The 11,861-nt window shown below is 63.0% G+C and carries 10 protein-coding genes; 3 read left to right on the top strand and 7 right to left on the bottom strand.

The window, feature by feature from the left end:
* Positions 1–120 precede the first annotated feature (120 nt).
* The 3 genes from JN302_RS25090 (at position 121) to JN302_RS25100 (ending at position 3,266) form a co-directional block, all read left to right on the top strand.
* A complete protein-coding gene (locus JN302_RS25090) occupies positions 121–852 on the top strand; it encodes a helix-turn-helix transcriptional regulator (RefSeq protein WP_202306635.1) in 732 nt (243 codons plus the stop codon).
* A 95-nt stretch (positions 853–947) separates the two neighbouring features.
* Positions 948–1,610, top strand: a complete 663-nt coding sequence (locus JN302_RS25095; protein WP_202329517.1) for an acyl-homoserine-lactone synthase — start codon at positions 948–950, stop codon at positions 1,608–1,610.
* Between the two features lie 405 nt (positions 1,611–2,015).
* On the top strand, positions 2,016–3,266 hold the full coding sequence (locus JN302_RS25100; protein WP_202329518.1) for a hydantoinase/carbamoylase family amidase: 1,251 nt from the start codon (positions 2,016–2,018) through the stop codon (positions 3,264–3,266).
* 139 nt (positions 3,267–3,405) lie between these two features.
* On the opposite strand, the gene JN302_RS25105 is transcribed toward JN302_RS25100, so the two are convergent.
* From JN302_RS25105 to JN302_RS25135, 7 genes are all read right to left on the bottom strand, one after another.
* On the bottom strand, positions 3,406–4,203 hold the full coding sequence (locus JN302_RS25105; protein ID WP_202306641.1) for a glutathione S-transferase family protein: 798 nt from the start codon (positions 4,201–4,203) through the stop codon (positions 3,406–3,408).
* A gap of 15 nt (positions 4,204–4,218) precedes the next feature.
* A complete protein-coding gene (locus tag JN302_RS25110) occupies positions 4,219–5,016 on the bottom strand; it encodes an ABC transporter permease (protein ID WP_202329519.1) in 798 nt (265 codons plus the stop codon).
* A gap of 3 nt (positions 5,017–5,019) precedes the next feature.
* Positions 5,020–5,733 carry an ABC transporter ATP-binding protein gene (locus JN302_RS25115; protein WP_244845892.1) on the bottom strand — a complete coding sequence of 238 codons (714 nt, stop codon included), beginning with the start codon at positions 5,731–5,733 and terminating at the stop codon, positions 5,020–5,022.
* A gap of 98 nt (positions 5,734–5,831) precedes the next feature.
* Positions 5,832–6,818 (bottom strand): ABC transporter substrate-binding protein, encoded by a 987-nt coding sequence (locus JN302_RS25120; RefSeq protein ID WP_202306644.1) that lies wholly within the window; start codon positions 6,816–6,818, stop codon positions 5,832–5,834.
* Positions 6,819–6,886: 68 nt separating this feature from the next.
* Positions 6,887–7,588: a TetR/AcrR family transcriptional regulator gene (locus JN302_RS25125; protein WP_202306645.1), complete on the bottom strand. Its 702-nt coding sequence runs from the start codon at positions 7,586–7,588 to the stop codon at positions 6,887–6,889.
* Positions 7,589–7,732: 144 nt separating this feature from the next.
* A complete protein-coding gene (locus JN302_RS25130) occupies positions 7,733–9,469 on the bottom strand; it encodes a hydantoinase B/oxoprolinase family protein (protein WP_202306646.1) in 1,737 nt (578 codons plus the stop codon).
* Positions 9,470–9,479: 10 nt separating this feature from the next.
* A complete protein-coding gene (locus tag JN302_RS25135) occupies positions 9,480–11,588 on the bottom strand; it encodes a hydantoinase/oxoprolinase family protein (RefSeq protein WP_202329520.1) in 2,109 nt (702 codons plus the stop codon).
* Positions 11,589–11,861 lie beyond the last annotated feature (273 nt).

An 11,861-nucleotide genomic window follows, 5' to 3' on the forward strand; every position in this document is an offset into this window, starting at 1 on the left:
CTTGCTGAGAAGTTATGCGCGAATTCAAGACTGAATCTACCCCTCTAATTTTAGGGGCTCTAATTGTCTTTGTGGTGATTCGTGTCATCATTTCGTTGACTGGCTCGGAGATCGGCTCAAATGGGCGAGGCAACGTCCCAATACGAGAAAGCTTATCTGGCCGTCGATACGGCCGACTCCGTCGAGACGGCGGTCGTCGCCGTTCGCGACATCTATGCGCTGGACAACGCGACCTATCACCTGGCGCAACTGCCCGGCGGCCTGGTCGACGGACCCTATGTCAAAAGCACATATCCGGCCGAATGGCTCACCCGCTACCTGATCAAGGGTTATGTCCGGATCGACCCTGTCGTCACCGAGGGGTTCTCGCGCATGCTGCCCTTCGACTGGAGCGAGCTCACCATGACGGCACAGGCGGCGGACCTTTTCGCCGACTTCCAGGCCCACGGGCTGGCGGCACAAGGCTATTCGGTGCCGATCATCGACAAGCTGGCGCGCCGGGCGCTGTTCTCCATCAATGCGCGCATGAGCGACCAGGAATGGGCGGCTTTCGTCATGGCCCATGGCGCCGGAATCGCCGAAATCGCCCACAAGATCCACCGCAAGGCCATGGAGGAAATCCATCAGGCCCACCCTTTGCCTCGTCTGGGCCCTCGTGAGCTGGAGTGCCTCACATGGTCGGCCCAGGGCAAGACCGCAAAGGAAACTGCCCGGCTGCTGCACGTGTCAGAGGTCACGGTACGCGACTATCTTCTCTCGGCGCGGCTCAAGCTCGACGCAGAGAACATCACCAAGGCCATAGCCAAAGCGATCAGCCTGCGGCTGATCAATATCTGGCCCCCTTCTTTTTGAGGGGTATAATCTTCGGCCTAAATCGTTAGGAATATACCTGAGCCTCCTTTTGGTCGAGATTGGTACTCGGTCAGCAGCATTTCGGAGGCAAGGGAATGTTCGTAGCTGTTCAAGCGCCGCAGTATCAGAAGTACCGGGCCGTTCTCGACCAGATGTTCAGACTCCGCAAGCGGGTCTTCTGGGACCAGCTTCATTGGGACGTCGATGTCGATGGCGACTACGAGCGTGACAGCTACGACGCTCTGAACCCGGTCTACATGATCTGGTGCAGCCCCGACGCCCAGACACTTTACGGTTCCATGCGTCTGATGCCGACCACGGGCCCGACGCTTCTTTATGACGTCTTCCGCGAGACTTTCCCCCATGGCGCCACGCTTTCTGCCCCCGGCATATGGGAGGCGACGCGTACCTGCATCGAGGCCGACAACATCCAGCGCGATCTTCCCGGCATCGACGCGGCGCGGGGTTTCGGCCTGTTGTGCCTGGCCACCGCGGAATGCGCCGTCGCGCACAATATCCAGACACTGATCTGCAACTACGAGCCGCACATGAAGCGCGTCTATGCCCGGGCCGGCGCGACGGTCCAGGAACTCGGCCGCGCCCACAGTTTCGGCCGCCATCCCGTCTGCTGCGGCGCGTTTCGCATGGACAACCAGACGATCGCCGAGATGCGCGCGGCATTGAAGGTGGACTTGCCGATCTATCAGCGCGGACACGGCGCCGAACGCCGCGTCCGGCATGCGGATCTCGCTGCGTAGGTCGACCCTGGTTGACTGCCCCTGCTTCGCCCCGCCGTGTTCGCCCCTTGATTCTCCCCCGCGGCGGGGCACTTTTTTTCACCCTGGACGAGCCGGTTCCCGGAACAGTCCCTGTCAAGCCGGCCACATGGCCGCATAGATGACGACCGAATCGAGTTGACCGCCTGCTTCGCCCCGTCGCGTTCGCCCCTTGTTTCTCCCCCGCGACGGGGCCACTTTTTTCACGCGCGGGCATTTCCCTCACAGGCTCCAACTGCCGTCCCACGGGGTTGACTGACCTTTCCATCCTCGGCATGTCGACCTACGTCCGTGATCTGTTCTACGGGCGGGGGTTGGTCACGGCCGCGGCGCCGTCGCAACTTGTGCGCCGACGCGAAGATCGGTTGAAACGAGTAGAATCCGAGCATGGCTATGGCGCAGTTCCCCGTGATCGACATCGACGGTACCTATGTCGAGCGCCTCATCCTGGGACTCGGCGCGATCGGCGCTCACAGCGGAACGGGCGTCTGGCGCACCGTCTACTCGCCCGAATGGGTGAAAGCCAATGCACTGGTCTCGCGCTGGTTCGAGGACGCCGGGCTGACCGTGCGCCAGGATCCGGTCGGCAACCTCTGGGGCCGCCTCGAAGGCTCGGAGGCCGGCAAGGCGATCGTCTCAGGTTCGCATATCGACACGCAGCGGCCGGGCGGGCGTTACGACGGAGCGCTAGGCATATTGGCCGCCCTGGTTGCGATCAGGGCGCTCCGGGAGCGTTTCGGCCAACCGAAGCGAACGCTCGAGGCCGTCTCGCTCTGCGAGGAAGAAGGCAGCCGCTTTCCGACCGCCGGTTTCTGGGGGTCGCGCGCCATCACCGGCCGCATTGGTCCGGGCGACACCGAAACGGTGAAGGACTTCGACGGGATAGGCATCGCCGAGGCGATGCGTGCGGTCGGGCTCGACCCGCAGCGCGTTGCCGAAGCCAAACGCGACGATATAGAGGCTTTCGTCGAACTCCATATCGAGCAAGGGCCGGTGCTCGAGCATGCGGGGCTCTCGGTTGCCGTGGTCGACGCCATCACCGGCATCCGGCATACGGAAGTTCGCCTGACCGGCGTGCAGAATCATGCCGGAGCCTTTCCGATGGATCTGCGCAACGATCCGATGGCCGGCTTCGCCGAGATCGCGACCGGGCTGATCGACACCGCGCATCGCATGGGGCGACCGGCCGTCACCACGATCGGCCGCTGCACCCCCTATCCCAATGCCGGCGCCGTCATCCCGCAATCGGTGACCTTCACCATCGATGCGCGCCATCCCGATCCGGAGTCCCGAGGCCGCATTTACGCCATGCATGACACCTTGATGCGCGAGGTCGCAGCCCGGCGCGGTCTCGGGCTGGAGACAAAGGTCCTTGCCGATCATGAGGCGTGCCCGAGCGCGCCCGATCTCGTCACCGCGCTGCGGGCAGCCGCGGAATCCCAAGGTGTCGGAACACTGACCATGGCAAGCGGTGCGGGGCACGATTCCCAGCAGATGGCCGCGATCGCCAAGGTCGCCATGATCGTCGTGCGCAGCAAGGACGGCCGCAGCCACACGCCGGAGGAATTCTCCTCCATCGAGGATATCGTCGACGGCATCCGCGTGTTGGCCGCAGGGTTGTACAAGTTGGCCTATTGAGCGATCCGGTTCATCAGCAAATCGAGCGCTGGCCAAGGCTATAGACGGCTGCGCCGAACAGCGAAACGGCCATGGCAATGGTGAAGCCTATGCCGGCGCATCGATGGCTTGCGGCGGACGCAGACGCGTCGAGTGGGACCTATGTGTTTGGAGCCAAGTTTACGCTTCCTTGACGAGCCGATCTCACAAGAGAGGCCTCAATCTCCTGCAAGCGCTTGGCGGGCAGCATTGTTCGCGGGTGACCCTTGAAGCAACTTCGCGCGCACGCGGCGGCATACCACCGGGCCACGTTTGTGAAGCGCTGGTACAGACGCGCCAGATCAAAGATTTCGACTGCGACGAGATACGGGAGCAGCGCGACATCGGCCAGGGAAAAGTCCTCGCCCGCAAGCCAAGGGGTTCCGGCGAGTTGGATCTCCATCTCCTCGCAGGTCGCGATGAAAACAGCAATACTCTCGCGCGCATCCTGCGCTGCCAAGCCTTGATCGAACATGCGCTTCTGCCGCTCCCGGCGGCGAGGGTCGAGCAGCGCGGCAAGCATTGCCTCGACCTCGGTTGCGGGCTTGGCAAGCCATTTCGGCCGTACGAGGATCGGCCAGGCGATACCCGGCCAGGCGGGATGGAGTACTTCGTCAACATGCTTGGTCCAGCGGCGCATCCTTGCCCTGCCGAGCGGATCGGCTGGCCGCAGCGGTCGGTCGGGCCATCTGTCCTCGATATATTCAAGGATCACGGTGGAGTCGGCGACGGCGACGCCGTCATCCAGCAGCACCGGCACCAGGCCCTTGGGGTTCAAGCGCAGGAATCCCGGCTTCAGGTTATCCTTTGAACCCAGATCGACATGATGATCAACGAAGGCCAGCTCCTTTTCGGCAAGTGCAAAGCGGACCTTCTCACCGCAGGGTGACAGCGGGTAGTTGTATACCTCGATCGTCATGTGCGCGGCGCCAACCTAGATGTGGACCATCACGTTCGAGCCGTGCTCTCCCCGGCGTGACGTATGCCAGGGCAGCAGCTTTCGCTCGGCGAATTCCACCAAGTAGAACAGAACGGTGCCCATCATCGCGAGGATGACGATGGCGGCAAATGCGCGGGCGCTGTCAAATGAGCCCTGTGCCTGCAGGATCACCGCGCCGAGCCCGACCTGACCGGCCACGAACTCGCCCACGATGGCGCCCACCAACGCGAAAGCAATCCCCACTTTCATGCCGGCGAACATGCTTGGCAGCGCATTCGGAAGCCTGATCTTGAAAAGGATCTGCCACTGCGAGGCGCGTGAGGCCTTGGCGAGGCTCAGCATGTCCGGGTCGACGCTGCGCAGGCCGAGGATCGTGTCGATGACGATCGAGAAGATCGCGATCATGAGGGCGATTGCAATCTTCGGCTCGACGCCGACGCCCAACCACATCACGAAGAGCGGCGCCAATGCTACCTTCGGGATGCTGTTGAGCACCACGAGATAGGAATAGAGAGTGCGTTCCAGGAACTTGGAATGCACGATCGCGACCGCCAGTGCGAAGCCGATGACGACTGCCAGGGCGAAACCGGCGAGCGTGGAGTAAAGTGTGTAAAGCGCGTTCTCTGCCAGATAGCCCGGGGCGAGCGCGAATTCGGCAAAAATGGCGGACGGGGCCGGCAGAACGAAGCTCTGGATGGAAAAGACCCTGACGGCAATCTCCCAAAGCGCCAGCGTTGCAACCATGGTCAGGGCGATGTAGACGGCTTCTTCGCCGCGGCGCCAAAACGACATAACTCAACCCTCCTGAAGCACACCCAGCTTGGTGAAGAGCTGACGTATGCGGGTAGTATACGAGGAAAAGGCTTGCGTCTCGCGTACGGCAAGACTTCGTGGTCGCGGCAAGTCCACATCAATGATCTCGACAACCCGGCCTGGGTTGCGCGACATGACGACGATGCGGTCGGAAAGAAAGACTGCCTCCGCGATGGAGTGGGTGATGAACAGCACTGTCTTGCGGGTCTCCTGCCACAGGCGGGCCAACTCGATATTGAGGTCGTCGCGCGTCATGGCGTCGAGCGCCCCGAAGGGCTCGTCCATCAAAAGAAGGGTGGGATCGGTGAGGAGCGCCCGGCAGATCGAGGCACGCTGGCGCATACCGCCCGAAAGCTCCCACGGATAGCGGTCGGCAAAGGCCTCCAACCCAAAGCGAGCAAGGGTGCGACGCGCCTGCGACCTCAACGCGGAAACGTCGCGCCCTTGAAACTCCGCCACCAGAAGCACGTTGTCGAGCACCGTGCGCCAGTCCAGCAACACGTCACGCTGGAACACTACACCAAGTCCGTCCGGCGGACCGGCGAGCGGTGCGCCGTCCAAGATGATCTCTCCCGAAGTGGGCCTCTCCAGACCGGCAACGCATTTGAGCAGCGTGGACTTGCCGCAGCCGCTGGGTCCCAGAATGCTGAGGAACTCGCCCTCGTTGAGGTCGAAATCGACCCCTTCCAGCGCCACGACTGGCCCCCGTCGCGACGTGTAGGTGACGGCGAGACTTCTCATCTGGACCAGGGGCCGCGCCGGTTGCAGCCTGGTCACGACAGCCGCTGTGTGCATCATGATCCCACCAGTTCGTTGGTGAAGTAGTCTGCCGGCTTGCGCCCGGCCGCCACGATACCGGCCGCCTCCATGTCGGCCAGAGCCCTGGCCCAGTCCGCCTCGGTCTGCATGCCGAAGGGTTTGCCGGCGCTCGCCTCCGTATCGATGAAGTCGCGGTAGAGCTCGATCTGGCCTTTGAGCACGGCCGGGTTGAGCTTCATGCCCGGGCGCTGCGCGATGATCGCGTCCACCGCCTCGTCGACGTGGCCGTCATAGATGTATTTCCAAGCCCGCACCTCGACCTCGACGAGTCGCCGCAGCGCGTCGGTCTTGCCGGCTAGCGTATCGCGCGTCACGATCAGGCCGTAGCTGGGAAAGGCGATTCCGGCGTCGGCCATCAGCACGGCCTTGGAGGGGCGCGCCGTCTCGATGACCGGCAGTCCGAAAGGAGCCGTGGTCATCACCGCATCGGCCTGCTTTGCCGTGTAGGTCGACATCAGCGCGGGCGGTGCCACCGCCACGATGTCGACGTCATCCTCGCTCAAACCGCCTGCCCTGAGGAAGCTTCCTATGTAGGGCGACCACGGGCTGCCGTTGAAATTGACGATGCTCTTGCCTTTGAGGTCGGCGATCTGGTCAATGTCAGCATCGCGATCAACCAGAACCGCGAGGTCACTCTTGCGGAACCAGCCTGCGATCGACACAAGGTCCGCGCCCTTTTCTTTCGCGACTGCCATCACGCCGAGCTGAACCTGCCCGACATCCGCTTGGCCCGCAGCCACGAGCTGGATCGTGTTGCCGGAACCGGTACCGTCCTGCACCTCCACGTCGAGGCCAGCCTCCTTGAACCAGCCTTTCTGGCTGGCCAGGTGCATGGCGGCATGGGTTCCCCATGCGATGAAATCCATCCGTACCGTCAGCTTGTCGGCGGCATCGGCCGTTGCCGCGCCCGCCATCATCAGCGCGCCGGCGAGCAACCCTTTCAATTCCAGGAAACGTCTCATTGTGTTCTCCTCTTGTTACTGACCAGTTAGTTCCCCGGCTTCTGTTGTCCGGGTCGTCGTCTTTCGATTCAGGCGCGCAGATACCCCAGCACCACGTCGACCATGTGTTTCTCGCGTTGCTTCAGCCGCTCGGGGGCCATCAGGTCCTGCCGCAGCACGTAGCCCAGCGTGTATTGATTGGAGAGGTAGAAGTAGCTGAGACCCGAAATGGTGATGTAAAGATCCACGGGGTCAACGTCTGCGCGGAATTGACCAGCGGCGCGCCCCTTGGCGAGCACGTCGCGAATGGCGGCGATAAGGGGATGATAGAGGTCAGGGATCTTGCCCGACATGGCAATGTGCTTGGCCTTGTGCAAATTCTCCGAGTTGAGCAGACGGATAACCTGCGGCTCGTCGCGGAAGTGCTCGAAGGTGAAAATGGTGAGCTTGGCCATCGCGTCCTTCGGCTCGAGGTCGGCGAAACTCCATTCGTTCTGACGCTTGCGCATGCGCGCATAGGCAAGTTCCATAACCTCGACGAACAGCCGCTCTTTGCTCTCGAAATAGTGATAGAGTACGTTCTTCGTAACGCCGCAGCGTCGCACGATCTCATCCACCCGCGCGCCGGCGAAACCCTTCTCGGCGAACTCTTCAGTGGCGATCTCCAATAGGTCCGCACGAGTGCGCTCGGCATTGCGCCAACGGCGCGGCTCGCCGATACGCTCAATCGGCCTTTCGCGGAACTCGCCACCCTCGGTCCCGATTCTGGCCTCGGGCGCGACTTCCGGCACGGTCGCCTCCCTGCTCTGTCTCGTTGTCTTCCCGGCGCTTCTCATGACTTTTCCTGTCGCAGAATCCGACGATGCCGGCATCATGGCCAAACCGGGTCTGGCGAACAATGCGGTCCTTGAGCTCCGCATGGCCTTCGCCGCCCCCTATTCCGCTGCTGCCCGGGCGAGTTCGATGCGAAGCGTTCGGGTCGCAGCCGAGTCCAGCCAACCGGAGATAGGATCCACGATCACGCCGTGACGGTCTCGGGCGAAGGCGACACTGATCTTGTGGTTCCAGACATCACGCGCAATGCTTTCGGGGTTCCGCTCCAGCGGATCGCCGAACCCGCCGCCGCCGGCCTGCTCATGCACGATGACACTGTCGGCGGCGATAGACATTGTCACCTTGCTCGGCAGGTCGACGGTCTTGCCGTCCTGGATGAGATAGTTCCGCGTGGCGCGGCCGGATTCGCCACCGGTCAGGCCGAATGGCTGGAACTTCATCCGGTCCGAGCGGAGCTGCAGTTCGGCCTGTGGCGCCAGCAGCCGATAGCTGCGCCGGACGCCAAGGCCGCCGCGATGTCGCCCGGCACCGCAACTGTCCTCAATCAGCGCATATTCCTCGACCCGCACGGGGTGTTGCGCCTCCAGCGTCTCCACCGGTGTGTTCGACAGGTTCTGGGAGGGGTTGGTGATGGCCTCGACGCCGTCGCGGTCGGGCCGACCACCCCAGGCGCCGCAGACCATATCGACGATGATGAAGGGGTCGCGATTCGGCCTGAGGCCGGCAATGCACACCACGGTGTTGCCGCCTTCGCCCGCAGCGGGGATGCGGTCCGGCACGATCTGGGCGAGCGCGCCGAACATCGTATCGCAAATGCGATAGCCGGTAAGCGCCCGCGCCGCCACCGGCGCCGGTGAGAGCGGGTTGAGTACGGTTCCCTCCGGTACGCGGATATCGAGGCAGCGAAAGATGCCGGCATTGTTGGGCACGTCCCCCTTCAGCGCACAGCGAATGCTCAGATAGGTACAGGAATTGGTGTAAGAGCGCGTGGCGTTGATCGCGCCGCGTACCTGCGGTGAGGAACCCTCGTAGTCGATGATCAGCGAATCCTCGCCAACGGTGACCGCGACTGTGATCGGAATCGGGCCTGAGCCCATACCATCGTCATCGATGTGGTCGACGAAACGGAAAGTGCCCTTCGGCCAGCCGCGTATCTCCTCGCGCGTCATCTTTTCGGCGTAGTCGAGCAGCGCGGCCATGTAGTCCTGCAGTGTCTCGGCGCCGTAGCGGTCGCACAGCTTGCCGATTTCGCGGATGCCGACCTGGCAGGCTGCATACTGGGCGTAGAGATCGCCGAGCACGCGGTCGGGAACACGGACGTTGATCTCAATGAGGCCCGCCAGTGTCTCGTTGATGACGCCGCGCTCGTAGAGCTTCATGACGGGGATGCGCAGGCCTTCCTGATAGATTTCGGTGGAATCGCTGGCGTTCGATCCCGCCACCCGACCGCCGACGTCGGTGTGGTGGCAGATCACGACCGAAAAGCCTTGCAGTGCGCCCCCATGGAAAATTGGAACGAACATAAAAATGTCAGGCAGATGCATACCGCCACGATATGGATCGTTGAGGATGACGGCGTCGCCCGGATTGAGGTCGTCGCCATACCTCTCCAGCACTGCGGCCATGGCCTCGGGCACGGCACCGAGATGCAGCGCGATGGTCTTGGCCTGCGCGACCATGCGGCCATGGCGGTCGCAGAGAGCGGCAGAATAGTCCATCACGTCCTTCACGATCTCGGAGCGTGCGGTGCGCACCACCGTGTAGGCGATCTCGTCAACGATCGAGTCCATCGCATTCTTGAGAACAGCGAAGGTGATCGGGTCGGCGGTCGTGCTCATTTGCTCTTCCTCAAGCGATGTCGATGATGACGTTCCCGACGGCATCGGCGCGGAAGCGGGCATCCGGCGGCACGACAATGGTGGTGTCATAGGATTCGATGACGGCCGGCCCTTGCTGAGGCTCCGTAGTCACGTCGCCGCGTGCCATCAGCCGGGTGGAAACGGGCGGCATACCGCGCTCGAAATGCACCATTCTCGTGCCGCTCAGGCCACGGGTGGCCGCCGCATCCACCTTCGCTGTCTGGAAGGCGAGTCGTTCGGCTCTGCCGATCGCCGTCAGCCGCAGCGCAGCCACCTCGACAGGCTCTCCGGTCGCGTAGCCATAGGTCGACCGGTAATCGGCGTAAAAGCGTTCGGCGAGACTGGCGAAGCCGGCCGCGAGGATCGCCTGCGGATCGAAGGGAATGGTCAGTTCCGAGGACTGCCCGACATAGCGCAGATCGGCGGCGAAACGCAGTTCCACGCCGTCGTCGCCGTAGCCCTCCTCGGCAAGCACGGTAAGTCCCTCGGCTGCAAGATCCTCCAACCGGGGCGACAACCAGGCGGCCTCGACATCGGTGATCTTCTTCTGCACGGCGCGCACAAAATTGTGCTCGACATCGGCGGTGAGCATGCCGGCGGCGGAGAAGACTCCGGACATGATAGGCGCAATCACACGTTTGACGCCGAGTATGCGCGCCACGTCCAGCGCATGCAGCGGACCGCCGCCGCCGAAGGCGACGATGGTCATGTCGCGCGGATCACGACCACGTTCAACAGTGACGGAGCGGATAGCCCGCGCCATGCTGACATTGGCGATCTGGCGCACTCCCTGCGCGGCTTCCTCGATCGAAAGCCCAAGCGGGATGGCCACATGGCGGCGCATTGCCTCGATAGCCCTGTCGCGGTGGACAGGCAGGCTGCCGCCGGCCAGCGCCTCCGGATTCAGGTAGCCGAGGCACATATTTGCGTCTGTCACGGTTGGCCGGTCGTTGCCGCGGGCGTAGCAAGCCGGACCGGGATCGGCACCCGCCGAGGCGGGGCCGACGGTGAGCAGCCCACCTGCGTCGATCGAGGCGAGCGATCCGCCGCCCGCGCCGACCTCGGCGATGTCGACCGCCGGAACCTTCAGCATGTAGCCGCCGCCCTTGATGAAACGGCTGGGCGACGAGATTCCGTCGCGGAACTCATATTCGGTGACCAATGCCGCCTGACCGTTTTCCACGATCGACGCCTTGGCAGTGGTGCCGCCCATGTCGAAGATGATCAGGTCGCCATAGTCGAAGCCGCCCGAGAGCGAGGCGGCTCCCGTCACACCACCGGCCGGCCCCGAAGCGACGGCGAAGACAGGGAGTCTGGCTGCTACCGGCGCTCCCATCATGCCTCCGTTTGAGGCAACCACCTGGAGCGGGGCACGAATGCCGAGTTCGGCGATGCGCCGGCGCAGCCGATCGATATAGGTCTGCATCTCCGGCAGCAAATAAGCGTTCACCACTGTCGTGCTGGTGCGCTCATATTCCTTGATCTCCGGCAGAACCTCATGCGATGCAGTCACCCGCAACTCGGGAAAGGCTTCGCGCACGGCAGCCGCCGCGGCGATCTCGTGAACGGGGTTCACGTAGCTGTTGAGGAAGCAGATCGCGACCGCCTCCACTCCCTCCGCGACAAGTTCGCCGCATACGGCCACCACCTCAGCAAGGTCGATAGCTGTGACGACCGAGCCATCGGCGGCAATGCGCTCGGATATCTCGCGGCGGTAGCGGCGCGGTGCCAGAGGCTCGGGTTTCTCCCAGGCGAGATTGAACATCTCAGGGGTGCGGATGCGGCCGATCTCCAGAACGTCGCGGAAACCCTTGGTGGTGATCAGTGCCGTCTTGGCCCCTTTGCGCTGCAGTATGGCGTTCGAACCGACCGTCGTTCCGTGCACAATTTCCTTCACGGCGCCAGGTTCGATCGCCAGTCGTTCCAGCATCTCGGCCAGGCCGGTGATCACTGCTTCGCCGGGATCGGCCGGCGTGGAAGAGGTTTTGTTGACGAACAGCGTGCGGCCGCCGCGTGAAAGCACCAAATCCGTGAAGGTGCCGCCGATGTCGATGCCGATCCTGACATCAAGGGCCTCGGGTGCTGGGGCATCGGCCATGCTGTTTTCTCTCCGCTTTTATTAACTGACTAGTAAGTCAATAACGGCCAACAGTCAAGAGACCCGAAGTCGATTCGCTGCCGCGACTTCGACTGCTGGCCCCCTCGTTTGTCCGACGCGGCCAAAGCCGGGCTCAACAAAAGCGAACAGCCTCCCCCCTCACACAGACCATCTACACATTCCGGCAAGCGCGGATCACCGACCGCAGGCGTGAGGCTCAGCAATACCGGACCTCGGGCTTGAACTTCGCCATCGCGCCGATTCGACCCACAT

The organism is Mesorhizobium sp. L-8-3 (assembly GCF_016756615.1).
Taxonomy (GTDB): Bacteria; Pseudomonadota; Alphaproteobacteria; order Rhizobiales; family Rhizobiaceae.

Excerpts from the sequence above, each read along its gene's own strand:
- JN302_RS25135 (WP_202329520.1), bottom strand. The coding sequence starts at position 11,588 with ATGGCCGATGCCCCAGCACCCGAGGCCCTTGATGTCAGGATCGGCATC.
- JN302_RS25120 (WP_202306644.1), bottom strand. The coding sequence starts at position 6,818 with ATGAGACGTTTCCTGGAATTGAAAGGGTTGCTCGCCGGCGCGCTGATG.
- JN302_RS25130 (WP_202306646.1), bottom strand. The coding sequence starts at position 9,469 with ATGAGCACGACCGCCGACCCGATCACCTTCGCTGTTCTCAAGAATGCG.
- JN302_RS25095 (WP_202329517.1), top strand. The coding sequence starts at position 948 with ATGTTCGTAGCTGTTCAAGCGCCGCAGTATCAGAAGTACCGGGCCGTT.
- JN302_RS25110 (WP_202329519.1), bottom strand. The coding sequence starts at position 5,016 with ATGTCGTTTTGGCGCCGCGGCGAAGAAGCCGTCTACATCGCCCTGACC.
- JN302_RS25100 (WP_202329518.1), top strand. The coding sequence starts at position 2,016 with ATGGCTATGGCGCAGTTCCCCGTGATCGACATCGACGGTACCTATGTC.
- JN302_RS25105 (WP_202306641.1), bottom strand. The coding sequence starts at position 4,203 with ATGACGATCGAGGTATACAACTACCCGCTGTCACCCTGCGGTGAGAAG.
- JN302_RS25090 (WP_202306635.1), top strand. The coding sequence starts at position 121 with ATGGGCGAGGCAACGTCCCAATACGAGAAAGCTTATCTGGCCGTCGAT.